The sequence below is a fragment of the Ensifer sp. NM-2 genome (assembly GCF_003024455.1).
GTDB lineage: Bacteria > Pseudomonadota > Alphaproteobacteria > Rhizobiales > Rhizobiaceae > Ensifer > Ensifer canadensis.
In genome coordinates this window covers 134,168-157,332 of record NZ_PVZR01000008.1, presented here as the reverse complement: position 1 = coordinate 157,332, position 23,165 = coordinate 134,168, and the positions used below count along the sequence as shown (strand labels likewise).

The window sequence follows — 23,165 nt, the reverse complement described above, 5'->3', positions numbered from 1 at the left end:
CCTCTTTCGTTTTTCTCCTGGCCCGACGATTACATCGCGTCGATGGCACCGATGGAGAAGAACAGTGTCTCGCCGGAGGAATCGTCGACGCCGTCATTGTCGGTGACGACATAGCCGTTGCCGGCGGCATCGACGGTGAAGCCTTCGACCTTGTCGACGACGTAACCCTTCAGGGCCCTCAGATCGGGAAGGAGGTCGCGAACCTCTTCCTTCTTGACGACAGGAAGCTCGCCGCCAAGGGCTGCCGGCTTCAGGTCGGCAAGGGCGACACGGTAGAGCTTCTTCAGCTTGGCTGCCTGGCCGATCAGGTTGTCTCGCTCGATGATATAGGCATAATCGCCGTGGACGGAGATTTCCGACAGGCCGACCCAGCCGCCATCCGCCTTCTCGAGCGGATAACGCACAGCACCCCATTCCTCGCTCGACGGCTTGTAGGAGACGAGCTTGACGAAGCCCTTCTCGTCGTCCTTCCATTCGCGCTGGACGGCCATCCAGAGAACCTGATCGTCGCCTTCGCCGACAACCGTTACACCCTCGAAGCCGAAGCGGCTCTCGCCTGCACGCAGAGTTTCGGGCAGGGCGATCTCCTTCTTGATCTCGCCCTTCTTGTTCACACGCAGCAGCGCGTGGCTGTAGAGCTTGTCGGCGTTGCCTTCCGAAGCGAGCCAGAAGCCCCCTTCCCCATCATTGGCGATGCCTTCGATGTCGAGCTTCTGTGCCGGGGCGCCATCGCGGGTGATCCGAAGCGTCTCGGTGATCAACGCCGGCTTCTGCGTCGCATCGATGGTGAAGATGGTCGGCTGCGATGCATAAACCGAATCGTTGACTGCGCGCAGGAAGCCCGGCTTGTCGGCAACGGCTGCGAGGCCCGACAAGGCTCCGAAGCCCACCGGCAGACCATCCTTGTCCGCCGAACGGATCTGCGGATAGGCGGCTTCACCTTCGCCACGCTCGTAGATCATCACATGCGAGCGAGCGCCGCCGTCTTCGCCGAGATCGACCTCGTTGGCGGTCGCAAGCAGATTGCGCGACGGGATCGCGACGGCACCCTCCGGCGAGATGCCCGACGGCAGCAATTGCAGCAGTTCCGGCTCGGCGCCGGTGTCCTTGTAAACGCCGACGACGGATGCACGTTCGGCAAGCACGAAGAACAGATTGTCTTCGCCGAACTTGGCAGCCTCGAGGCCTTCCGGCTCGACGCCCTTGGCCGACGAGCGCTTCTCGGGATAGTGGCCGATCGAAGCGATCTCGTGTTCGAAACTCGCACCCGATTCGAACAGGACCTTACCGGCCGTATCGAAGATGGTGAAGCCGCGCGAACCGCCCTCATAGTCACCTTCGTTGGCGACGACGATGCGATTGTCGTCGAGCCACTTGACGGCGTCAGGCTCGCGCTTGCGGCCCGGTTGCTCGTCCATGAAGGCGATGGCGCCGTCACGCTTGGCGTCGATGTCCCTAAGGTCGACCGCGCCAGCGGAGAAATGCGTCTTTACCGTCGCCGACTTGCCGTCGATGATGACGATGTGGTTGTTCTCCTGCAGCGTCAGCGCAATCTCGTCCTTGCCGTTGAAGGACACGAATTCCGGCTCCGGGTCGTCGCCTGCAACCTCGGCAAGACCGGTGAGGGTCACGTGCTTGATCGTCGCGCAATCGGCACCACCATCCTTCAGAGACAGGATCACCAGGTCGCCGGCAGGCATCTGCGGGATCTTGCCGTCGTTGACCTCTTCATCGCGCTCATTCTCGATCGCGATCGCAGCAATGGTCCGGTCCTTGTTGACCGCGACGGAGTCCGGCTGGCCGCCGAGATCGCAGGTCGACTCGACCTTCTTCGAGGCAACGTCGACGGTAGCGAGAAAGCCGGAAGGCTTGGTGAAGCTTTCGCGTGTGTTGACCGCGATCAGGGCCTTGGTACCGGCGACGGTTACCGAGGTCGGCTCGCCATCGAACGACACGATACCGGCCGCCTTCGGCGCCTTGGCGTCGGTGATATCGATAAGGCCGATGCGCTTGCCCGGGCTATCGGAATAGATCAGCGTATTGCCGTCTTCGGTGGCGGTAATGATTTCCGCGGATGTCGCGTCCTTGCGGGCATCGCCCTCCGGCAGATTGTCGGCAACGGCGAAGGACGCAATACGATTGAACACCGGTTCGGCGGCAGCCGGAAAGGCAACGGACGCAAGAAGTATGGCGGCAAGTGCCGTTCTGCATGATGAAATGGTCATGAAAAATCCCCCATGTCGAATATTCAAAACAAGGGGGTTCTGCGGGATGGCGATGACAGGCGCATGACAGTCTCGCGCCTTTGTTGTGCAGCGTTGTCTTACGCGGTCGCGCGCTCGCGTTTCATCTCGTTGCGCATGATGAAAAGCGAGGCGCCGAGGATCAGGACCGCCCCCAGCCACAGATAGCCGCTCGGCGCATAACCGAAGACGAGCCAGCCGGCGAGAACGTTGAGCGGTAGCTTGAGATCGTCGAAAGGCTGCACATACGCTGCGTCTGCGACGGTATAGGCAAGCGTCAACAGATACTGTGCCACCACGGTCAAAAGCCCCGCCAGCACCAATAGCGCAAGGATAGTTCCACTCGGCACGACAAACCCTGCCGACAGCGCCAGCACACCATTGATCGGCGTCAGAAGCACGAGCAACCAGACCGTTATCGTCTCAGGGCGCTCGATGCCTGTCAGGCTCTTGGTGATCAGCGACGCCGCCCCCCAGAGCAGCGCCGAGAAAACCGGCAGCAGCGCTGCCCAGGTGAAGCTTTCCGACCAGGGCTGCAGGATGATCGTGGCGCCGGCAAAGCCGACTGCCGCCGCTGCCCAGCGTGCCGGACCAACGCGTTCGCCCAGGAAGAGCCGCGCACCAAGAATGATGAAAAATGGCGATGTCATCACCAGCGCGATCGCCTGCCAGATCGGAACAGAAGCCAGGCCCGAAACCCAGGCCCCTACGCCGAGCGCCGCAAAGGCAACGCGAATGACGTGACGCCAGGGGTAATCGGTGCGCATGGCCGACAGGCCGGCGCGAAACAGGAACGGCAGGGAGAAGACGAGTGCAAATGCATATTGCCAGAAGGCAGTCGAGGTGGCGGAAAAGCCGAGTTGCATCGTCATCCATTGCGTGACGACATTCAGGAGAGCAAAGGCGACGCCGGCCAGTATCATCCAGGCCGCACCGGCCATGGCACGGGAGGTGAAAAGTGCTTGGGTCGTCTCGCTCATGTCCTTCATCCGCAAACAGGGACCTACACAAATCAGGACACATGAGCGCAGGATGCGACGACGGACCGCCCGCCCGTCGCACCCACGATCATTCTCTTTCATCCGGACTGTGACCGTCGGCTCCGGAATCGCACCGGATCTGCTAACCTTCCGACACGACAGCGCCTGAAGTGCTCGCGGGCTTGGGCCTGCTGCATAATTCCTTAAATCCAATCCGATTTAAGGAGAAAATTATGCAGCAGCTTTCAAGTGTCACAGCGTCCGTTGCGCGTCATATTTGACGCGCGGCGCTGAGCCCTTACCGCCGGTGGGGAGTTTCACCCCACCCTGAGAACAGGGCTGAGCCGTAGACCAAAGACCGCGCTGCTGCAAGGGCAGCCGAAACGCAAAAGGGTCCGGCGTGAACCGAACCCTTCAAGACTTGGACGGCCGGCCTCGTATCCGGCCGTCAAGCAAACCTATCAGCCGTTAACGGCATCCTTCAGGCCCTTGCCGGCCGTGAACTTCGGAACGTTGCGTGCCGGGATGTCAACTTCAGCGCCCGTGGACGGGTTGCGGCCCTTGGAGGCTTCGCGACGCGAAACGGAGAAGTTGCCGAAACCGACGAGGCGAATGTCGCCACCGTCCTTAAGTTCAGCCTGGATGGTCTCGAAAACTGCATCAACTGCGGAAGATGCGTCGGTCTTGGAAAGTCCGGCCTTCTCAGCAACGGCAGACACGAGCTCATTTTTGTTCATGTTTCCACCCCTTTCAAAATGGTTCGAAACGACTGTGTTTTTAAGCCGCGGCGGCTTGCGCATCGCCCGCGTCTTGCCATTCCCAATTGCGCCTAATCCCTTGGAATGCAAGGCTTGCAGCATGCTTTTACAACAAAAAAGACCGGCCAGAGGCCGGTCTTCCTTGTTTTTCTGCCAAATGGGCCTGACGGGAACACAATTGCACCCGCCCGGTCCTGTCAATCAGTGGGCGATGGAAGCGCCCGCTTCGTCCTGCGAATCAACCGCGGCGACGGTTGCCGGCTCATTTGCCGGGTCCCATTCGATCGGCTCCGGGACGCGGACCAGAGCGTGCTCGAGCACTTCACCCATCCGCGAAACGGGGATGATCTCCAGCACGTTCTTCACGTTGTCCGGGATCTCGGCGAGATCCTTGGCGTTTTCCTCGGGGATCAGCACCTTCTTGATGCCGCCGCGAACGGCCGCCAGCAGTTTTTCCTTCAGTCCTCCGATCGGCAGCACGCGGCCGCGAAGGGTGATCTCACCCGTCATCGCCACGTCCTTGGAGATCGGAATACCGGTCATGACAGAGACGATCGCTGTTGCCATGGCAACACCGGCCGACGGGCCATCCTTGGGCGTCGCGCCTTCCGGCAAGTGCACGTGGATGTCGCGCTTGTCGAACAGCGGCGGCTCAATGCCGAAGTCGATCGCCCGCGAGCGGACATAGGATGCCGCCGCCGAAATCGATTCCTTCATCACGTCGCGCAGGTTGCCGGTGACGGTCATGCGGCCCTTGCCGGGCATCATGACGCCTTCGATCGTCAGCAGTTCGCCGCCGACCTCGGTCCAGGCAAGACCTGTGACCACACCGACCTGATCGTCGCGTTCGGCTTCGCCGTGACGATAACGCGGTACGCCAAGGTAGTCCTGGATGTTGCCGGCAGTGACTGCCACTGCCTTGGCCTTGCCCTTGATGATCTCGGTTACCGCCTTGCGGGCGAGCTTCATCAGTTCGCGCTCGAAGTTACGAACGCCGGCTTCGCGTGTGTAGGTCTGGATGATCGCCATCAGCGCACCGTCGGTGACCGAAAACTCTTTCGGCTGCAGCGCGTGATCGCGGATCGCCTTCGGCAGCAGGTGCCGCTTGGCGATTTCCAGCTTTTCCTCTTCGGTGTAGCCGGCAATACGGATCACTTCCATGCGGTCCATCAGCGGCGCCGGAATGTTCAGCGTGTTCGCCGTGGTGATGAACATCACGTTGGACAGATCGTATTCGACTTCAAGGTAGTGATCCATGAAGGTCGAGTTCTGTTCTGGATCCAGCACCTCCAGCAGAGCCGAGGACGGGTCGCCACGGAAGTCCTGGCCCATCTTGTCGATCTCGTCGAACAGGAAGAGCGGGTTGGACTTCTTCGCCTTCTTCATCGACTGGACGACCTTGCCGGGCATCGAGCCAATGTAGGTGCGGCGGTGACCGCGGATTTCGGCTTCGTCACGAACGCCACCCAGCGCCATGCGCACGTATTCGCGGCCGGTCGCCTTGGCGATCGACTTGGCAAGCGAAGTCTTGCCGACGCCCGGAGGGCCGACGAGGCACAGGATCGGGCCTTTGATCTTCGTCGAACGGGCCTGGACGGCGAGATATTCGACGATGCGCTCCTTGACCTTGTCGAGGCCGAAGTGATCGACGTTGAGCACTTCCTCGGCATGGTTCAGATCGGTCTTGATCTTGGACTTCTTGCCCCACGGCATGCCAAGCAGCCAATCCAGATAGTTGCGCACGACGGTTGCTTCCGCCGACATCGGGCTCATCTGGCGCAGCTTCTTCAGCTCGGCGTCGGCCTTTTCGCGCGCTTCCTTGGAAAGCTTGGTCTTGGCGATGCGCTCTTCGATTTCGGCCATCTCGTCGCGGCCGTCTTCACCGTCGCCGAGTTCCTTCTGGATCGCCTTCATCTGTTCGTTGAGGTAGTACTCGCGTTGGGTCTTCTCCATCTGGCGCTTGACGCGCGAACGGATACGCTTTTCCACCTGCAGGACGGAGATCTCACCTTCCATGAAGCCGAGCGCCTTTTCCAGGCGCATCTTCACGCTGGTGGTTTCCAGCATTTCCTGCTTTTCGACGATCTTGATCGATAGATGCGATGCGACGGTGTCGGCAAGCTTCGAATAATCTTCGATCTGGCTCGCGACGCCGACGACTTCCGGAGAAATCTTCTTGTTGAGTTTCACGTAGCTTTCGAATTCGGAGACGACCGAGCGGCTGAGCGCCTCGATCTCGACCGGATCTTCTTCCGGCTCGTCGAGCGCCTGTGCGGACGCTTCGTAGAATTCTTCGCGCGGCGTGTAGCTGTCGATCTTGGCGCGCGTGCGCCCTTCGACCAGCACCTTGACGGTGCCGTCGGGCAGCTTCAGGAGCTGCAGGACATTGGCAATCGTGCCCACCTGGTAGATCGCCGAGGCTTCCGGATCGTCGTCCGTCGCGTTGATCTGGGTGGCAAGCATGATCTGCTTGTCGGTCCCCATGACTTCTTCAAGCGCACGGATGGACTTTTCACGGCCGACAAAGAGCGGCACGATCATGTGCGGGAAGACTACAATGTCGCGAAGCGGCAAGACCGGATAGGTCGCGCTTTCAGTCGCCGGAGACGTTTTGCTCGTCATGTCATTTCCTTTCCGTCCCGATTTCGGGCCCGTTCCCGGGAGCCACAGCGGCACTCCCGGTTGTCATATTTTCCACATGAAAGTGGAGTGCTAGAGAGTCCTTTTCAAGGCTCGCCGCAACATCCACCATCAGTGGCCGGGTCCTTCTGACTACGCTTTATTGCTGTTGCGTACCTTGCGACGGAAAACGAGGCTTCAAGGATATGCAACGGCCGAGGCCCTCTACTGAATCGTCACATCATTGCGTTGTTAAGACACTTTAGCAACAACCGAATTGTTAAATCGTCCCCCGCGCAAGCCATCTCAACAACTAAGTGCAAGGCCATGAAAAAGCCCGCACGAGGCGGGCTTTTTCAGGTCCGATCTGTGGGCCTGCGATCAGGCCGAAACGTTCGCCTTCTCTTCCGAGCGCTCGGAATAGATGTAGAGCGGCCGCGCCGCACCCTTCACCACCTCGTCGGAGATCACGACTTCGCGAACGCCTTCGAGCGTCGGCAGCTCGAACATCGTGTCGAGCAGGATCTTTTCCATGATCGAGCGCAGGCCACGGGCGCCGGTCTTGCGCACGATGGCGCGACGGGCGATCTCGCGCAGCGCGTCCTCGTGGAAGGTCAGTTCGACGTCCTCCATCTCGAACAGCCGCTGGTACTGCTTGATCAGAGCGTTCTTCGGCTCGGACAGGATCTGGATCAGCGCGTCCTCATCGAGGTCTTCGAGCGTTGCCAGAACCGGCAGACGGCCGATGAATTCCGGGATCAGGCCGAACTTAACCAGATCTTCCGGCTCGAGTTCGCGCAGAACTTCGCCGACGCGGCGATCTTCCGGCGAGCGAACCGTCGCGCCGAAACCGATCGACGTCTTCTCGCCACGGGCGGAGATGATCTTATCGAGGCCGGCGAAGGCGCCGCCGCAGATGAACAGGATATTGGTGGTATCCACCTGCAGGAATTCCTGCTGAGGATGCTTGCGGCCACCCTGAGGCGGCACCGAAGCAACAGTGCCTTCCATGATCTTCAAGAGCGCCTGCTGCACGCCCTCACCGGAAACGTCACGGGTGATCGACGGGTTGTCGGATTTGCGCGAGATCTTGTCGACTTCGTCAATGTAGACGATGCCGCGCTGGGCGCGCTCGACATTGTAGTCGGCAGCCTGCAGCAGCTTCAGGATGATGTTTTCGACGTCTTCACCGACATAGCCGGCTTCCGTCAGCGTCGTCGCATCGGCCATCGTGAAGGGCACGTCGATGATGCGTGCAAGCGTCTGTGCGAGATAGGTCTTGCCGCAACCGGTCGGGCCGACGAGCATGATGTTCGACTTCGCCAGCTCCACATCGCTGCCCTTGGCCGCATGGGCCAGACGCTTGTAGTGGTTGTGCACGGCGACCGAAAGAATGCGCTTCGCCTGCTGCTGGCCGATGACGTACTCGTCGAGGACCTTGATGATTTCCTGGGGGGTCGGAACGCCATCGCGGGACTTGACCATCGAGGTCTTGTTCTCTTCGCGAATGATGTCCATGCAGAGCTCGACGCATTCATCGCAGATGAAGACCGTCGGTCCGGCAATCAGTTTGCGGACTTCGTGCTGGCTCTTGCCGCAAAACGAACAATAAAGCGTATTCTTCGAGTCACCGCCGTTGCTACCGCTGACCTTGCTCATTTCCATTTCCTTCCAGCACGCCGGACATCTTCGGAAAAGATATCACGGACCACTCAATTCGCCCCGCGCAAAGACCTGCGCCGCATTAAGAGGGCTTCCGGGAGTACTCACCGTATCAGGGCATTTTGCCCAAGATTCGGCCGCAACGACTCTCCCACCTAACTCTGAACCCTATGTCTTCACAGCTCAATAGAACATTAAGGGGTCATCTTAGCGGCTTTACCCCCTCGATAAAGCCCTTTCACCATTACAATTGTGTCACAATTGCATCTATCGTGACACAAAAGCGCGTTATCACGCCTGCTCTGCAGCCTCGATCGCTTCGCGCGACGTGATGACCTTGTCGATCAGACCCCAGTCGAGCGCTTCGTCGGAACTCATGAAATGGTCGCGATCGAGCGTCTGTTCAACCTCTTCGTAGGTCCGGCCGCAATGCTTGACGTAAACCTCGTTCAGGCGCCGCTTCATCTTGAGGATGTCCTTGGCGTGACGCTCGATATCAGAGGCCTGGCCCTGGAAGCCACCGGACGGCTGATGCACCATGATGCGCGAGTTCGGGGTGGCGAAACGCATGTCCTTGTGGCCGGCAGCCAGCAGGAGCGAACCCATCGAGGCGGCCTGACCGATGCACAGCGTCGAAACCGCCGGCTTGATAAACTGCATGGTGTCGTAGATCGCCATACCGGCGGTAACGACGCCACCCGGCGAATTGATGTAGAGAGCGATTTCCTTCTTCGGGTTTTCTGCCTCGAGGAAAAGAAGCTGGGCGCAGACGAGCGTTGCCATCTGATCTTCGACCGGACCGGTCAGGAAGATGATGCGCTCTTTCAGAAGGCGCGAAAAGATATCGTAGGAACGTTCGCCGCGGTTGGTCTGCTCCACAACCATCGGCACCAGCGCCATGGCGGTATCAACTGGATTTCTCATATCGAACCTTCATCAATCGGGCCCGCAATGCCTTTGCGAACCGGGAATCACAGGATTAGCCTTCTGCCCCTACATAGAGTGTCAACACCCTTCACTTCAAGTCGCCAACCTCCGATAACCTTAATCGGCGGCGCCCTTCCAGCCTAAGAACAGCGGTCCTCCACACGTGATTGCTGATAGAACATTTTTTCGCCGCCGCCTTTGCCAACGCCCTGGCTTTTGCGCTTTCCGCACAGCATTCGCCACCGCTGGGTAAACGGACGGTAAACGGCGCGCGCGCCACGGCGGACCTCAAAGCTGCGATTCGATCGGCAGGATACGGATGATCCCGGCGATAACGCGCCTCAGCAGGCTGGCGTCGGGCTCGCGCCGCAGCCGCCGCTCGGTCCCGTTGGTTCGGTCACGCCAGACGAGCCGCGCACCTTCAAGGCTTAGCCGATAACTGACGGACGGGGCCGTCTCGTCCTCAAACATCGTGGCGAGTTCGCCGGCAAGTGCTGCATCCACAAACACAACGCCCATTTCGGTGTTCAGCGATGCCGACCGCGGGTCGAAATTCATCGAACCGACGAAGCCGTTCAGACCATCGACCACAAAGGCCTTGCTGTGCAGGCTCGCATTGCGCCGGCCAAACAGCGACATACGATGACTCTCGACCGTATCGCCCTGCTCTTTCAGTTCGAAAAGCTCGACACCGGCGCGAACGAGGTTTCGACGGTACTTCACATAGCCACCATGAACGGCCGCGACGTCGGTCGCAGCCAGTGAATTTGTCAGCACCGCGACGCGGATGCCCTTTTTCACAAGCGCCGTCAGTTCGCGCGTCCCGGCCGTGCCGGGAATGAAATAGGGCGAAATGATGCGCAGATCGTTCTTTGCCGCCTGGATCAGCGGGAAGAGTTCGCGCAGCAGCCAGTTCTGCCGCTTTTGCATCAGCGCCTTCTCGGGCGGGTCGGCCTCAAGGCGAACGTTGTCGATCCAGTACAGCCTTCTCGAGCCGCTATAGAACGTCTCTTCGGCCATCGCGTCAGTCACGCGCTCCAGATAGAAACGGGCGGCAGGCGTGCGCGCATGGGCATCGAGCGCCTCCCTCAGCGCCGGCAGATATTGCTTGCGGGGGGTGCGCAGTTTGGCGATCGGCAGCACGGACGTGCTGTTCCAATAGCGATCGAACATTGCCGTTGCCTGATCGACCACCGGCCCGATCATCCAGAGATCGAGGTCACGAAAGTTTGAAAGCTCGGCCGCGTCGAAATAGGCATCGCCGATATTGCGCCCGCCGGCGATGGCCAGGCGCGCATCGGAAACCCACAGCTTGTTGTGCATGCGGCGTGTGGCGCTGAAAGCGCGGATGGCCATCTCGAAACCCCGGCGGATACGATCGGTGCGGGCACGGCTTGGATTGAAGAGCCGGACCTCAATGTTCTCGTGGGCATCAAGCGCGATGCACATCCGGTCGTGGATGCCGGCGTTGATATCATCGAGCAGCAGGCGGACGTGGACGCCGCGGTCGGCAGCCGTCAGGATTTCACGCGTGAGCAAGAGACCGGTCAAGTCATCCTTCCAGTAGTAGTATTGCAGGTCGAGGCCGCGGCCGGCCCTGCGAGCCGCATGCGCCCTGACGACGAAAGCTTCGATGTTGTCAGAGACCAGCGATATGCCGTTCTTTCCGGAACGGGTGCGAAGCAGCGGGCCTATGGCCCGATCGAGTTCGGTATCGGCGTCAGCGACAGGGAGTGCAGCAGACGGGTCTCCATGGGGACGCCGACCGAAGCGGCCATAGACATAGAAAATCGCCGCACCGAACGCGCCGCCGATGGCGACAACGGCAACAATGACAAAGGACAACATCACCTGCCCGCCAGAAAGTGTCTCAGGCCGATCCGGCCCGGCTCACTTCAATCCGTTCGTTGTTATGGTCTTCCCGCTTGCCGACCTTCAGATCGATCGATGCCTTGACCGGCAAATGATCGGAAGCGATGCGGGCCAGAGGAGAATCGTGCACTGCGACCGATGTCACCAGGCTGTGCGGGTTGCCGAGAACGCGATCGAGCGGCAACAGCGGAAAGCGAGAGGGAAAGCTCGCGACGGTCGCATGCGAGGGGTCGAAGACGGGGCTAAGGAAGGACAGCGACGACCGTTTGCCCATGCGCCACTCGTTGAGGTCGCCGATCAAAAGCGTGGGTCGCCCGCCCGCATCGGAGGCCGCCTCGATGATCGCCTCGGCCTGTTGCGCGCGGGAATGACGAAGCAATCCGAGATGGGCGGCGATCACGCGCAGCGGCCCCATCCTGAGGTCAAGATCGACAACGAGCGCTCCGCGCGGCTCGACACCCGGAAGTTTCAGTTGCTGTACGTCGGAAACCGCACCTTCACGCAGAAGCAGCACATTGCCGTGCCAGCCATGCCCCTTGGTGGAGAAGCCCGAGATCGGAACGGATACGAGATGCGCTTCGCGCCGCAGATGTTCCAGATCGAGGAGCCCTGCCCGCTCACCGAACCGCTGGTCGGCTTCCTGAAGGGCGACGATATCGGCGCCGAGTTCGCCGATCACTTGGGCCGTGCGGCCCGGATCAAAGCGGCCATCGGTGCCGACACATTTGTGGATGTTGTAGGAAGCGATGACGATATCACCGCGGTTGACCGCCGCCTCACGGCTGACGACGGTGGGTCGCCGCTTGCGGATTGCCGCTACGATGCCCGCCGATAGACTGGTCTGGTTTTTTGCCATGCCGCTCCCTGCTTGCTGCCGCATCATGCGCAAATAGGTCGCCGGACGCCACTGAAAAAGGCTCCAGACCAAAACTTGTTCCGTTCGAAATGGCGGCAGTGGCGCTTTTTCGAACTGCTCCACAGTCATCGGCGCCGCTCAGACCTCAAGGCACAGGTAGACTGTTTCCCGCATTTTTGAGGGCTGGAGAATGACGGCCGGCCGCCGGGCCACCCGCCGTTGCGCAAACGCGACCTTCAATCCGCCGGACCGGCAAAGAGGATCAGATTGCCGTCGGGATCAAGGACGATGAAGTTCCGCGCACCCCAAGGCTCGGTCCGCAATGTTTGGTGAAAACGCACGCCGGCGGCCTGATAGTCGAGGAACAGGCGCTTGAGCTCATCCGATGTGGCGACGGTCAAGGAGGCGGAAAGCAGATGCTCCCGCTCTCTGATGTCGCCGACGAAGACAGGCTCGCAGACCAGGCGCAATGCGAGCAGCGCATTGTCGCGTTTCACCTGGCCATAGAAGGGTGGATCGCCGTAGACGAAGTCGACGGCAAAACCGAGTTTGTCGGTGACGAAGTCGCAAGACGCCTTGATATCGGCGACGAACAATTGTGCCGAAGTCGATTGCAGAACAGGGCGCGGTGCTGCTTGTTTTGCTTGCATGGTCATTGTCAGGGCTCCTGATTTGAGCGCCTGCCAGCCGTCAAAACCCATCTGGCGTGCGACCAGTTCCTGGGCGTCGGCGAGCTTGAAGTCTGCCTTCAATATTTCCCGATCATCCAGGTCGGGCCTGCTTCTTGAGGTTTTCGAGGTTCGGCATGGGCGCAACTAAGGTCTATCTACCGTAGGTGGGCGTTGCCCTTTCGACCTTGCACCGATGCGCCCTACGCAGCGTCAGAACATTGACTCGCGGTGAGCTATCTTGTCAACGCGCTGATACCGCAAGCCGATGACCCGTTGCGACAACCACTCAGTCGCGCTGTCGATCGGTCAGGGCTCTGCAACTTGTACTCTTGCGGGGCGAACCCGGTCGCCCTTAGAAATAGCTGTCGCACCCGCCTTGCAAAGAGCCAGATCATGCCGCCCAAGCCCGCCATCATCATCGACAGCGCCAAGCGAAGCGTTTCGATCGACGTGCACGACCCGGATTTCTACCGTGCGCCACTGTCGGCTTACGCGGAAATTCACGCCCATTGCCCGGCATTTTACTGGAGCGAGCGCGAACAATGGTATTTCGCGGGCTACGACCAGGTGAACGCGTTGCTACGCGACCGGCGTTTTGGCCGGCAGATCCTACACGTGGCGACACGCGAAGAACTCGGCATGCCGGCACCGAAGCCGCATCTGAAGGATTTCGACGCACTTGAGGAGCATTCGCTACTGGAGCTCGAACCGCCGACCCACACCAGGCTTCGCACCCTCGTCAACCGCGCCTTCGTCTCCCGGCAGATCGAACAGTTGCGGCCGGACATCGAACGGCTTTCGCATACGATCATCGACGGTTTCGAGCAGGACGGCGAAGTCGAGCTACTGAAGACCTATGCCGAAACGATCCCGGTCACGATCATCGCCAGGATGCTCGGCATTCCCGTCGACGCCGCGCCAAACCTGCTCGATTGGTCGCATCGCATGGTGAGAATGTACGTCTTCAATCGGAGCCACGAGACCGAGTTCGACGCCAACCAGGCCTCCGCCGACTTCGCCGACTACCTCAAGACCATCATCGCCGAGAAGCGCCGCAAGCCGGCCGACGATCTGCTGACACATATGATCACGTCGGAGAAAGATGGAGAGCGATTGTCCGAGGCAGAGCTGGTTTCGACGGCCGCCCTGCTTCTCAACGCCGGCCACGAGGCGACCGTCCATCAGATCGGCAACGCGGTCAGAACGATCCTGCAGTCGGACCACGCGCCGGGAGATCTGTTCGCAACGGAGGCGACGACCGATCTTGCGATCGAGGAGTGCCTCCGATTTGCCGCACCGCTGCATATCTTTCAACGCTATGCGCTGTCGGATATCGAACTCGACGAAGGGATTGCGCTTCGCAAGGGCGACAAGATCGGCCTGCTTCTTGGTGCCGCCAATGTCGATCCGCGGAAGTTCAGCGACCCTGACCGCTTCAAGCCTGCGCGCGACGAGGGCGTCAACGTCTCGTTCGGTGCGGGCCTGCACTTCTGCATCGGAGCGCCGCTCGCCCGGCTCGAACTCAAGCTGTCGCTGCCGATCCTGTTCCAGCGCTTGCCCGGGATGCGGCTGAAACACCCGCCGGAAGTGAAGGACAGTTTCCATTTCCATGGCCTGGAGCGGCTCGATCTCGTTTGGTGAAGGGACACCCCTGCCCGGTCTGCGCAAAGCAAACGGCTTCGACGCAACCGCCGAAGCCGTTTGATCCCAATTGCAGAGGCGAATGCGTTGGGGTTTAGACGGCGGCGGCCGTCTGTTCGACACCGTAGCGCGCCGCCGGCCTGTCATGCGAAAGATTGGGCGACAGCACCATGCGCGCCTTTGTGAAGGCGTGCCAGTCGGCAGCGTCGGGCAACGATGGAATGGTGACCAGTTCTCCCTGGTCGAAACCGGCAAGTGCCGCGTCGACGAGATCGGTGACGTCCATCACCATCGAAGGGTCGAGCCGGTCGATCGAGCCGCCGGCCCGGTCAAAGATCTCGGTGCGGGTCAGCCCGGGCAGCACCGCCTGAACCCTGACGCCCTTGTCTGCCGCTTCCACGTTGATCGATTGCGTCAGGTTAAGCACAAACGCCTTGGAGGCATTGTATGTGCCGTTGAACCGCTCGGGCACCAGCGCGACGACGGAGGCGATGTTGATGATCGCTCCCTTGCCGCGCATCGCGAATGTCTGGGCGGCGGCAATCGCCAACCGGTTCACGGCGACGACGTTCAGCTCGATCATGGCTTCGAGATAGTCCAGGTCATCAGTGAGCAGCGGTCCCTTCGGACCGATCCCCGCGTTGTTGACAAGGAGTTCGATTGCCTCGTCTTCGCGCAGGCGCTTCTCGACCAGCCTTACGTCATCCCGTAGCGTCAAGTCCGCCTTGAGCACGTCGACCGTCACACCGTATTGCGCCGACAGCTTGGCGGCAAGATCGGAGAGACGCTTTTTATCGCGTGCCACCAGAACCAGGTCATGGCCGCGTTGCGCCAAGCGGTCCGCATAGGTCGCGCCGATGCCCGACGACGCGCCCGTCACCAGCGCCTTACCCCTTTTCTCCACTGCACGCATTGTCGGTTTCCTTGTTCGGATTTCAATCTAGTGGTATATGCCACTAAATATACAGCAAACTGGACGCTGCGCAAGAGTGGCGCTACCAAAGTCGAAAATGGGCGCCGCAGCTCCCGACGGAGGAAACGATGGACGACACGCCGAAGGGAATCTGGGACTTCTGCACCAACAGTGCGCTGAAGCGCGCCTCGCGACAGTTAGGACAGCTCTATGAGGATGTGCTCGCACCAAGCGGATTGCGCGGCACGCAGTATTCGCTGCTGAGCCAGATCGCCCATAGCAAGAATGCGTCGCTGCGCACGCTCGCGGATCTGTTGGTGATGGACCTGTCGGCGCTTGGTCACACGCTGAAGCCACTCATCCGCGACGGCTATGTCGAGCTTGTGCCCGACGCGTCGGACCGGCGAGTGAAGCGCGTTCAGCTGACGCCCTTCGGCGCCAAGAAGCAGCGGGAGACGACGGATCTCTGGCGCAAGGCGCAGGCGCGCTTCGACAATGCTCTCGGTAAACAGGAGGCCGAAGCCTTGCGGCGGGCGCTGAACGGAATCTCGGAAGCCTCGTTTGCCGAAGCGTTCACCCGGGCATCGGACGGTACCGAGCCGGGCGCAAAGGGATAACGGGTCGATCAGAGGCGGATGACGTAATCCTTGCGGGTCGTCTCGATGACCTCCCACGTTCCCTTGAAACCGGGCTGGAGGATCATGCTGTCGCCGGCGCGCAGGTGCACCACTGCGCCGCCGTCGTCGGTGACGACCGAGTAGCCCGACAGGATATGGAAGTACTCCCATTCGTCATAGGCGATGCGCCACTTTCCGGGCGTGGATTCCCAGACGCCGGCATAAATCCCGCCATCGGCCTCCTCGACGTTCCAGGTGCGGAACCGAGGCGTGCCGGAAATCAGCCGATCGGCCGCAGGCCCGCCGACTTCGGGCTCGATCGCCGCCAAGTCGAATTTCTGCATCTTCACCATCACGCACCAACTCCATAAGGGGACGGAAGGTCCGTCCCCTCTTTTTCATATCAATATCAGATCTTTGCGAGCGACTGCTCGAGATCGGCGATGATGTCGGAAACGTCTTCGATACCGACAGACAGGCGCACGACATCGGGACCTGCCCCCGCCGCAACCAGCTGCTCCGGGGTCAGCTGACGATGGGTGGTCGAGGCCGGGTGAATGACGAGCGAACGGGTATCACCGATATTGGCAAGGTGAGAGAACATCTCGAGCCCCTCGACGAAGCGCTTTCCTGCCTCGTAGCCGTCCTTGAGACCGAAGGTGAAGACGGCGCCGGCACCCTTCGGTGCATAGCGCTTTTGCAGCGCATTGTTCGGATCGTCCTCAAGCCCGGCATAGTTGACCCAGGACACCTTGTCGTGGCCCTTCAGCCACTTGGCAACGGCGAGCGCATTGTCGCAATGGCGCTGCATGCGCAGCGGCAGCGTCTCGACGCCAGTCAGGATCATGAAGGCGTTGAACGGCGAAATCGCCGGCCCGAAGTCGCGAAGCCCGAGAACGCGAGCAGCAATCGCAAAGGCGAAATTGCCAAAGGCCTGATGCAGCACGACGCCTGCATATTCCGGGCGCGGCTCCGACAGCATTGGGTACTTGCCGGACTTCGACCAGTCGAAGGTGCCGCCATCGACGATGACGCCGCCCATCGAATTACCATGACCGCCGATGAACTTGGTGAGCGAATGCACGACGATATCCGCACCGTGCTCCAGCGGACGCAGCAGGTAGGGTGTCGCCATCGTGTTGTCGACGATCAGCGGCAGGCCATGCTTGTGTGCGACCTCGGCAATCGCGGCGATATCGACGAAGGTACCACCCGGATTGGCGAGACTTTCGATGAAGATCGCCTTGGTGCGCGCATCGATCTTCGCCTCAAAGCTCGAAGGATCGCCCGGATCCGCCCAACGAACCTGCCAATCGAAGGACTTGAAGGCATGGCCGAACTGATTGACCGAGCCACCGTAAAGACGGTTGGCGGCGACGAAATTGTCACCCGGGCTCATGATCGTGTGGAATACGAGAAGCTGGGCCGCATGCCCGGAAGCAACCGCCAGCGCCGCAGTGCCGCCTTCCAATGCGGCGAGGCGCTCTTCCAGCACCGCCTGCGTCGGGTTCATGATGCGGGTGTAGATATTGCCGAACTGCTGGAGGCCGAAGAGTGCTGCCGCATGGTCGGTGTCGTTGAAGACGAAGCTGGTCGTCTGGTAGATCGGCGTCGCCCGGGCGCCCGTCGTCGGATCTGGTTGCGCTCCGGCGTGGATTGCGAGCGTGCTGAAACCAGGATTGTCTTTCGTCATTCGTCCCTCCCATGACCGCGCCGCACCTCCCATGGAGGCGCCAAACGCACCCTATCCCTTTGATTCCAGGCATCGTGCGCGTCGAAGAACAGCTTCGATTTCGGCTTCATGCGCTGGAGCGGCGGCACTATCCCAGAGCCGCCACGCGTGGTCAAAGAAAGATTTTTTCAAAACTGACGGTTGCACGAAACATCGCTGTGGCCGATGCCGTGTCAGCCGATCAGACGCGGATACTCCATCGCCGGACAGCGATCCATGACGACCTTGATACCGGCGGCCTCCGCCTTGGCAGCAGCGGCGTCGTGCCTCACCGACAGTTGGCCCCAGATCGCCTTCGGCAAGGTCTCGAGCGCCAGGATCTCGTCGACGAGCGCCGGCAGTGCATGGGCCGCGCGAAAGACGTCGACCATGTCGATCGGCTCCTTGACGTCGGTGAGCCTGCCGACGACGGGCTGATCGAGGATCGTCTTGCCGACATGACCCGGATTGATGGGGATGACGCGATAGCCCTTGCGCAACAGGAAGGCCATGACCCGATGGCTCGGCCGCTCGGCGTTCGGCGATGCACCGACGAGGGCGATCGTCTTTGTCGAACGCAGGATGTCGGCGAGGTAATAATCCGGGTAGGCGTCGTGGTTCATGTTCTGATCCGAACTCATCTGTTATACGCGTGTATAGTTCGCACGGTGGCGGCGGGTGTCAATCGAGCGCCCGATGGCGGCGGCGGAACGGCTGTAGCGCCGCACAGGCATCCTCCCGCCAATTTCCGGTTGCTTTTCCCGTACAGTGGCGCGACAACGCTGGCAACGGCCTGCCCCATTCTCCACTGAGGTTTCACCTTGCCCCTTGATGTCATTGCGCTCGTCCTCTTCGGGGCGCTGTTGCACGCGACCTGGAATGCGCTGGTCAAGGCGGGCTCGGAGAAATCGCTCGATGCGGCAATGATCGCACTCGGCGCGGCAGTCGTGGCCATTCCTTTCCTGCCGTTCCTGCCATTGCCGCAGCCGGAAGCCTGGCCGTTCATCCTGGTTTCGGCGCTTTTCCAGTTTGCCTATTTCCAGCTGGTCGCTGCCTCCTACCGTGCCGGCGATATCGGGCTAGTCTATCCCCTGATGCGCGGCGTCGCGCCACTGATCGTCGCCTCCACCAGCAGCGTCATCATCGGCGAGCAGCTGACAACCGGCGCCATGGCGGGTGTGTTGACCATCAGCGTCGGCGTGCTGACGCTCGCCTTCGAATCGCGAAAAGGCGGCAAACACGCGATCATCCTGGCGCTACTCAATGCCTGCGTGATTGCATGCTATACCTTTGTCGACGGCATCGGCGCGCGGGTGTCGGGCAACGCGATCTCCTACACTTTGTGGATGGCGCTGCTTCCGCCGGTGTTGCTGTTTACCTGGGCCTTTGCCCGGCGGGGCATCAAGCCGGTCGCCCGCCACGTCTACAAGAACTGGTGGCGCGGCCTCATCGGCGGCGCCGGCTCCATTGGCGCCTACGGCCTGGCACTGTGGGCGATGACGAAGGCGCCGGTCGCGACCGTCGCAGCGCTGCGCGAGACCGCGATCCTGTTCGCTGTCGTTATCTCCGTGGTGTTTCTGAAGGAGCGCGTCAGCATCTGGCGCATCGCCGCCGCCTGCGTAATCGCGCTTGGCGCCCTGCTCCTGAAACTGGCCTGACCGCTATTCCCAATCCCAATTATTCCCTATCCCACTCCGGCATCCGCTTGCCGAGGAAGGCGCCGATGCCGTTCTCGGCGTCGCCTGCCAGCATATTTTCGACCATGACGCCGACCGCATAATCGTAAGCCTCGGGAAGGCTCATTTCCGCCTGGCGATAGAACGCTTCCTTGCCGATCTTCAGCGCCTGCGGCGATTTCGAAGCAATGACGGCTGCATATTTGTCGACGACCTGGCGAAGATATTGCTGGGGCACGATGCGATTGACCAGGCCGAAATCCTTGGCGGTCGATGCATCGATGGTCTCGCCTGTCAGAAGCATTTCCATCGCCTGCTTGCGATGTGCTGCCCGCGACAGCGCCACCATCGGCGTCGAGCAGAACAGGCCGATATTGACGCCCGGCGTGCAGAAGGTGGAGCTGTCGGTGCAGATCGCCAGATCACAGCTGGCAACAAGCTGGCAACCGGCTGCCGTCGCCAGGCCGTCGAACTCGGCGATGACCGCCTGGGGCAGCCGCGTGATCTTGATCATCAAATCTGCAGCAAGGCGGATCGTCGTTTCGAAGAAGGCCCTGCCCCCGTCGGCATCGGCCCGATGTGCCGTCATTTCCTTGAGGTCGTGGCCCGCGGAGAACAGCTTGCCGGATGCCGCCAGCACGACAACTCTGATGTCCTTGGAATGGGCAACGGCATCGAGCGCCGTATGCAACGCCTCCATCAGCTCGATCGAAAGCACATTGGCTGGCGGGTTGTTGAGCGTCAGCCGAAGCACCGGTCCCGAAAGCTCGCGCACCAGCAATGCACTCGGCTCTTCCTTCCGAAATGAAACAACGTCCGCCATGCTTTTCTCCTGCTGTCCTGTCTATCCCCGTAAATGGGCATCCGTGGTACGCCGCCTCCTGCAACCTTTCAAGTCAGTGGTAGCTGTCGCGACTTAGACCTTTTTCCGCCTTGCGCAAAAACGCATGTCGGCTTCACTAAGTGTCGATGTTAGCGCAAAGGAATACCTGCCGATGAAGATCCAGCCCATCATGACGGTCGAGGAGCTGAACCGGTTTCTCGACACGGACTTTCCTCAGGTCCACACGGACGGCAAAGTGTTCCATGTCACCGAGGCCGGCCCCGGATTTGCGACGATGCGACTCGATCCGAACGAGCGTCATATCCGGCCGGGCGGCACCGTATCGGGCCCGACACTTTTCGCGCTTGCGGACGTTTCGGCTTATATCGCGCTGATCGCCCATATCGGACCTGTGGCGCTTGCCGTCACCACCAATCTCAACATCAATTTCCTGCGCAAGCCGGAGCCGCGGCCGCTCGAATGCACCTGCCGCATCCTCAAGCTCGGTAAGCGATTGGCCGTTCTTGACGCCGCTATCGCAATGGTCAGCAGCGACGATCTCGTGGCGCATGCGACAGCGACCTATTCGATTCCGCCTCAGTAAATTGAGGTATCAATGCACCACATTGCTAAGTCGTTGTTTTCGCAATACTTTATTTCGACCTTGCAAAATTCACGTTGTTGACGCCGGTTTAGGGCTTGGGTATAAGCACCCTCAGATCGCGGTCCCTCTCGGGCCGCTTTCTTCTTTTGGCTGAGTTTCAGTCAAAACCAAGCAACAAGAAACGCCCAGCGGTTCGCCGTTCGGGTCCAGAGAAAGAGTTTTGTTATGGCAACCTTCGTTCAGAAGCCTGCAGAGGTGGAGAAGAAGTGGATCATCATCGATGCCGAAGGCCTCGTTGTCGGTCGCCTCGCTTCCATCATCGCGAACCGCCTGCGCGGCAAGCACAAAGCCACCTTCACGCCGCATGTTGACGATGGCGACAACGTCATCGTGATCAACGCCGAGAAGGCCGTGCTTACGGGCAAGAAGTACACCGACAAGAAGTACTACTGGCACACCGGCTACCCCGGCGGCATCAAGGAGCGCACCGCGCGCCAGATCATCGAAGGCCGCTTCCCGGAGCGCGTCATCGAGAAGGCCGTCGAGCGCATGGTTCCCCGCGGCCCGCTCGGCCGTCGCCAGATGAAGAACCTGCGCGTTTACGCAGGCACGAACCATCCGCATGAAGCACAGCAGCCGGCCGTCCTCGACGTCGCCAAGCTGAACAGCAAGAACACAAGGAGCGCCTAATGGCCGACCTTTCCGCTCTCAAGGAAATCGCCACGACTGCGGAACCGGCAGCTCCGGTTCACGTCAAGAAGGTCGATGCACAGGGCCGCTCCTACGCGACCGGCAAGCGTAAGAACGCTGTCGCCCGCGTATGGGTCAAGCCCGGCTCGGGCAAGATCACCGTCAACGGCAAGCCGTACCTCGACTACTTCGCTCGTCCGGTTCTGCAGATGATCCTGCAGCAGCCGATCGTCGCAGCTGCCCGTGATGGCCAGTTCGACATCGACGCGACGGTCGCCGGTGGCGGTCTCTCCGGCCAGGCCGGTGCCGTTCGTCACGGCATCTCCAAGGCGCTCACCTACTTCGAACCGGGCCTGCGTCCGGTCCTGAAGAAGGGCGGCTTCCTGACCCGCGACAGCCGTGTCGTCGAACGTAAGAAGTACGGTAAGGCCAAGGCCCGCCGTTCGTTCCAGTTCTCCAAGCGTTAATCGCTGGAAGACACTGCATTTTGGAAGGCCGGGTTCGCCCGGCCTTTTTTTGTTTCAGATCGGCAGCTCGGTCGTCGACTTCAACTCGCGCAGCACGAAGCTTGAAACCACCGTGCGCACATGCGGATTGCGCATGAGATAGCGCGTCATGAAGGCGTCATAGCTGTCGACGTCGTTCGCGCGGATCTTCAGCATGTAGTCGAAGGTTCCCGACAGCGCATAGCACTCCATAATCTCCGGCCGATCGCGGACAACCGCCGAGAAAGAGGCGATGGCCTCGTCATGATGATCCTCCAGCGTCACATGGGCGATGATGCAGAGTTTCAGATCCAGTTTCGACGGATCGAGCAGCGCCACCCGCTTGCGGATCACGCCGTCGGCCTCCAGTTCCTGCAGCCGGCGCCAGGCGGAGCTTTGCGACATGCCCGCGCTTTCCGCGAGCTCCGACAGCGACTGGCCGCTGTCGGCCTGAATCAGCCTCAGCAGCTTGCGCAATGGCTGGGAAGTTTCCTTCAAATCCGACGACATTTTGAAATTTCCTCCCGCATCAGCGGCTTCCGCCGGCAACTGTGAAACAAATACTCGCTCCATTCGCGATACAATTGCAACAACCGGATGTTTTGACGAATGAGGAGACGTCATGCCCAAGGAAAGCAGCTACACCGCGAAACTGCCGGAGCCCGATGGCAGCTACCACTACACGCCCGAGGAAGATGCGATCTGGGGCGAACTTTACCAGCGACAGATGGCACTGCTCGCCGACAAGGCCTGCGACGAATATCTGGAGGGCGCGCGCAAACTTGGCCTTGGCCCTGACCGCGTGCCGCAGTTGCAGGACGTCAACCGCCGCCTGCAGGAAACCACCGGCTTCGGTGTCGAAGGCGTACCGGCACTGATCCCGCCATCGCGGTTCTACGAACTTCTGTCTGAGGGCAAGTTTCCGCTCGCAACCTTCATCCGCAGGCGCGAACACATCGACTATATCGAAGAGCCTGATATTTTCCACGAGGTCTTCGGCCATTGCCCGCTTCTGACCAACCAGAGCTACGCCAACTTCGTCCGCCGCTTCGGCGAAAAGGCCGTCGCACTTGGCAAGGGTTATTCCTGGCATATGTTCCGGATCTTCTGGTTCACTGTCGAGTTCGGACTGATCAACACGCCGCAAGGTCGGCGCTGCTTCGGTGCCGGCATCGTGTCGTCGCCGAACGAGACCCGCACGGCGATGGAGCCGTCGGCGAGTGAATTTCGCCCCTTCGACCTGATGACGGTGCTGCGCACCCCCTATCGCATCGATATCGTCCAGCCGATCTACTACGTGATCGACAGCTTCGCGCAGCTCGAGTCCATCATCGAAGAGGACATCGGCGCGCGCATTACCGAGGCCAAGGCGCTGGGTGACTTCGCGCCGACCTTCGAAGCCAAGGCGTCCTGACAG

General features: G+C 60.6%; 21 protein-coding genes, 1 pseudogene and 1 riboswitch. Of the genes and pseudogenes, 7 read left to right on the top strand and 15 right to left on the bottom strand.

Annotation, left to right across the window (positions count from 1 at the left end; translation table 11 throughout):
- Window positions 1–29: 29 nt before the first annotated feature.
- From C6558_RS17870 to C6558_RS17830, 9 genes and pseudogenes are all read right to left on the bottom strand, one after another.
- Window positions 30–2,225 carry an esterase-like activity of phytase family protein gene (locus tag C6558_RS17870; RefSeq protein ID WP_057221474.1) on the bottom strand — a complete coding sequence of 732 codons (2,196 nt, stop codon included), beginning with the start codon at window positions 2,223–2,225 and terminating at the stop codon, window positions 30–32.
- A 98-nt stretch (window positions 2,226–2,323) separates the two neighbouring features.
- Window positions 2,324–3,232: a DMT family transporter gene (locus C6558_RS17865; RefSeq protein WP_371412277.1), complete on the bottom strand. Its 909-nt coding sequence runs from the start codon at window positions 3,230–3,232 to the stop codon at window positions 2,324–2,326.
- A gap of 77 nt (window positions 3,233–3,309) precedes the next feature.
- A riboswitch (FMN riboswitch) is annotated at window positions 3,310–3,562 on the bottom strand.
- Between the two features lie 122 nt (window positions 3,563–3,684).
- On the bottom strand, window positions 3,685–3,960 hold the full coding sequence (gene hupB, locus C6558_RS17860) for a DNA-binding protein HupB (protein WP_025426572.1): 276 nt from the start codon (window positions 3,958–3,960) through the stop codon (window positions 3,685–3,687).
- 222 nt (window positions 3,961–4,182) lie between these two features.
- Window positions 4,183–6,603: an endopeptidase La gene (gene lon / locus C6558_RS17855; RefSeq protein ID WP_025426571.1), complete on the bottom strand. Its 2,421-nt coding sequence runs from the start codon at window positions 6,601–6,603 to the stop codon at window positions 4,183–4,185.
- Window positions 6,604–6,981: 378 nt separating this feature from the next.
- Entirely contained in the window at window positions 6,982–8,259 is a 1,278-nt protein-coding gene (gene clpX, locus C6558_RS17850; RefSeq protein ID WP_025426570.1) for an ATP-dependent Clp protease ATP-binding subunit ClpX, read from the bottom strand.
- A 294-nt stretch (window positions 8,260–8,553) separates the two neighbouring features.
- A complete protein-coding gene (clpP, locus tag C6558_RS17845; protein WP_025426569.1) occupies window positions 8,554–9,186 on the bottom strand; it encodes an ATP-dependent Clp endopeptidase proteolytic subunit ClpP in 633 nt (210 codons plus the stop codon).
- A 291-nt stretch (window positions 9,187–9,477) separates the two neighbouring features.
- Entirely contained in the window at window positions 9,478–11,037 is a 1,560-nt protein-coding gene (locus tag C6558_RS17840) for a phospholipase D family protein (protein WP_025426568.1), read from the bottom strand.
- Between the two features lie 22 nt (window positions 11,038–11,059).
- Complete coding sequence (locus tag C6558_RS17835; RefSeq protein WP_025426567.1) at window positions 11,060–11,917, bottom strand: endonuclease/exonuclease/phosphatase family protein; 858 nt, start codon at window positions 11,915–11,917, stop codon at window positions 11,060–11,062.
- 236 nt (window positions 11,918–12,153) lie between these two features.
- Window positions 12,154–12,724, bottom strand: a pseudogene (locus tag C6558_RS17830) (VOC family protein).
- A 257-nt stretch (window positions 12,725–12,981) separates the two neighbouring features.
- Between C6558_RS17830 and C6558_RS17825 the strand changes: the two are divergent.
- Window positions 12,982–14,229: a cytochrome P450 gene (locus C6558_RS17825; RefSeq protein WP_025426566.1), complete on the top strand. Its 1,248-nt coding sequence runs from the start codon at window positions 12,982–12,984 to the stop codon at window positions 14,227–14,229.
- Between the two features lie 94 nt (window positions 14,230–14,323).
- Here C6558_RS17825 and C6558_RS17820 read toward each other — a convergent pair whose 3' ends face one another.
- Entirely contained in the window at window positions 14,324–15,142 is an 819-nt protein-coding gene (locus C6558_RS17820; protein ID WP_025426565.1) for an SDR family oxidoreductase, read from the bottom strand.
- Window positions 15,143–15,270: 128 nt separating this feature from the next.
- Here C6558_RS17820 and C6558_RS17815 point away from each other — a divergent pair, with 128 nt between their 5' ends.
- Window positions 15,271–15,759, top strand: coding sequence for a MarR family winged helix-turn-helix transcriptional regulator (locus C6558_RS17815; RefSeq protein ID WP_025426564.1), 489 nt, complete (start codon window positions 15,271–15,273; stop codon window positions 15,757–15,759).
- A gap of 8 nt (window positions 15,760–15,767) precedes the next feature.
- On the opposite strand, the gene C6558_RS17810 is transcribed toward C6558_RS17815, so the two are convergent.
- From C6558_RS17810 to C6558_RS17800, 3 genes are all read right to left on the bottom strand, one after another.
- Window positions 15,768–16,112 (bottom strand): cupin domain-containing protein, encoded by a 345-nt coding sequence (locus tag C6558_RS17810; RefSeq protein WP_025426563.1) that lies wholly within the window; start codon window positions 16,110–16,112, stop codon window positions 15,768–15,770.
- A 56-nt stretch (window positions 16,113–16,168) separates the two neighbouring features.
- Entirely contained in the window at window positions 16,169–17,452 is a 1,284-nt protein-coding gene (locus tag C6558_RS17805) for an O-acetylhomoserine aminocarboxypropyltransferase (RefSeq protein ID WP_025426562.1), read from the bottom strand.
- Window positions 17,453–17,664: 212 nt separating this feature from the next.
- Window positions 17,665–18,093 (bottom strand): CoA-binding protein, encoded by a 429-nt coding sequence (locus tag C6558_RS17800; RefSeq protein WP_025426561.1) that lies wholly within the window; start codon window positions 18,091–18,093, stop codon window positions 17,665–17,667.
- Between the two features lie 198 nt (window positions 18,094–18,291).
- On the opposite strand from C6558_RS17800, the gene C6558_RS17795 reads away from it, so the two are divergent.
- Window positions 18,292–19,128, top strand: coding sequence for an EamA family transporter (locus C6558_RS17795; protein ID WP_025426560.1), 837 nt, complete (start codon window positions 18,292–18,294; stop codon window positions 19,126–19,128).
- A gap of 19 nt (window positions 19,129–19,147) precedes the next feature.
- On the opposite strand, the gene C6558_RS17790 is transcribed toward C6558_RS17795, so the two are convergent.
- The gene (locus C6558_RS17790) at window positions 19,148–19,969 is read right to left on the bottom strand and encodes an enoyl-CoA hydratase (RefSeq protein ID WP_025426559.1); all 822 of its coding nucleotides are present in this window, start codon (window positions 19,967–19,969) and stop codon (window positions 19,148–19,150) included.
- A 172-nt stretch (window positions 19,970–20,141) separates the two neighbouring features.
- Here C6558_RS17790 and C6558_RS17785 point away from each other — a divergent pair, with 172 nt between their 5' ends.
- From C6558_RS17785 to rpsI, 3 genes are all read left to right on the top strand, one after another.
- A complete protein-coding gene (locus C6558_RS17785) occupies window positions 20,142–20,573 on the top strand; it encodes a PaaI family thioesterase (protein ID WP_025426558.1) in 432 nt (143 codons plus the stop codon).
- A 225-nt stretch (window positions 20,574–20,798) separates the two neighbouring features.
- On the top strand, window positions 20,799–21,263 hold the full coding sequence (gene rplM, locus C6558_RS17780; RefSeq protein ID WP_025426557.1) for a 50S ribosomal protein L13: 465 nt from the start codon (window positions 20,799–20,801) through the stop codon (window positions 21,261–21,263).
- Window positions 21,263–21,730: a 30S ribosomal protein S9 gene (gene rpsI, locus C6558_RS17775; RefSeq protein WP_025426556.1), complete on the top strand. Its 468-nt coding sequence runs from the start codon at window positions 21,263–21,265 to the stop codon at window positions 21,728–21,730. The genes rplM and rpsI overlap by 1 nt, the downstream gene beginning before the upstream one ends.
- A 54-nt stretch (window positions 21,731–21,784) precedes the next feature.
- Here rpsI and C6558_RS17770 read toward each other — a convergent pair whose 3' ends face one another.
- Window positions 21,785–22,258, bottom strand: coding sequence for an Lrp/AsnC family transcriptional regulator (locus C6558_RS17770; protein ID WP_051509158.1), 474 nt, complete (start codon window positions 22,256–22,258; stop codon window positions 21,785–21,787).
- A 112-nt stretch (window positions 22,259–22,370) separates the two neighbouring features.
- On the opposite strand from C6558_RS17770, the gene C6558_RS17765 reads away from it, so the two are divergent.
- On the top strand, window positions 22,371–23,162 hold the full coding sequence (locus tag C6558_RS17765) for a phenylalanine 4-monooxygenase (protein WP_025426554.1): 792 nt from the start codon (window positions 22,371–22,373) through the stop codon (window positions 23,160–23,162).
- Window positions 23,163–23,165 lie beyond the last annotated feature (3 nt).

Excerpts from the sequence above, each read along its gene's own strand:
- clpP (WP_025426569.1), bottom strand. The coding sequence starts at position 9,186 with ATGAGAAATCCAGTTGATACCGCCATGGCGCTGGTGCCGATGGTTGTG.
- C6558_RS17765 (WP_025426554.1), top strand. The coding sequence starts at position 22,371 with ATGCCCAAGGAAAGCAGCTACACCGCGAAACTGCCGGAGCCCGATGGC.
- C6558_RS17770 (WP_051509158.1), bottom strand. The coding sequence starts at position 22,258 with ATGTCGTCGGATTTGAAGGAAACTTCCCAGCCATTGCGCAAGCTGCTG.
- C6558_RS17870 (WP_057221474.1), bottom strand. The coding sequence starts at position 2,225 with ATGACCATTTCATCATGCAGAACGGCACTTGCCGCCATACTTCTTGCG.
- C6558_RS17825 (WP_025426566.1), top strand. The coding sequence starts at position 12,982 with ATGCCGCCCAAGCCCGCCATCATCATCGACAGCGCCAAGCGAAGCGTT.
- rpsI (WP_025426556.1), top strand. The coding sequence starts at position 21,263 with ATGGCCGACCTTTCCGCTCTCAAGGAAATCGCCACGACTGCGGAACCG.
- C6558_RS17800 (WP_025426561.1), bottom strand. The coding sequence starts at position 18,093 with ATGAACCACGACGCCTACCCGGATTATTACCTCGCCGACATCCTGCGT.
- C6558_RS17805 (WP_025426562.1), bottom strand. The coding sequence starts at position 17,452 with ATGACGAAAGACAATCCTGGTTTCAGCACGCTCGCAATCCACGCCGGA.
- C6558_RS17815 (WP_025426564.1), top strand. The coding sequence starts at position 15,271 with ATGGACGACACGCCGAAGGGAATCTGGGACTTCTGCACCAACAGTGCG.
- C6558_RS17785 (WP_025426558.1), top strand. The coding sequence starts at position 20,142 with ATGAAGATCCAGCCCATCATGACGGTCGAGGAGCTGAACCGGTTTCTC.
- hupB (WP_025426572.1), bottom strand. The coding sequence starts at position 3,960 with ATGAACAAAAATGAGCTCGTGTCTGCCGTTGCTGAGAAGGCCGGACTT.
- C6558_RS17790 (WP_025426559.1), bottom strand. The coding sequence starts at position 19,969 with ATGGCGGACGTTGTTTCATTTCGGAAGGAAGAGCCGAGTGCATTGCTG.
- C6558_RS17820 (WP_025426565.1), bottom strand. The coding sequence starts at position 15,142 with ATGCGTGCAGTGGAGAAAAGGGGTAAGGCGCTGGTGACGGGCGCGTCG.
- lon (WP_025426571.1), bottom strand. The coding sequence starts at position 6,603 with ATGACGAGCAAAACGTCTCCGGCGACTGAAAGCGCGACCTATCCGGTC.
- clpX (WP_025426570.1), bottom strand. The coding sequence starts at position 8,259 with ATGAGCAAGGTCAGCGGTAGCAACGGCGGTGACTCGAAGAATACGCTT.
- C6558_RS17835 (WP_025426567.1), bottom strand. The coding sequence starts at position 11,917 with ATGGCAAAAAACCAGACCAGTCTATCGGCGGGCATCGTAGCGGCAATC.
- C6558_RS17810 (WP_025426563.1), bottom strand. The coding sequence starts at position 16,112 with ATGGTGAAGATGCAGAAATTCGACTTGGCGGCGATCGAGCCCGAAGTC.
- C6558_RS17840 (WP_025426568.1), bottom strand. The coding sequence starts at position 11,037 with ATGTTGTCCTTTGTCATTGTTGCCGTTGTCGCCATCGGCGGCGCGTTC.
- C6558_RS17865 (WP_371412277.1), bottom strand. The coding sequence starts at position 3,232 with ATGAAGGACATGAGCGAGACGACCCAAGCACTTTTCACCTCCCGTGCC.
- rplM (WP_025426557.1), top strand. The coding sequence starts at position 20,799 with ATGGCAACCTTCGTTCAGAAGCCTGCAGAGGTGGAGAAGAAGTGGATC.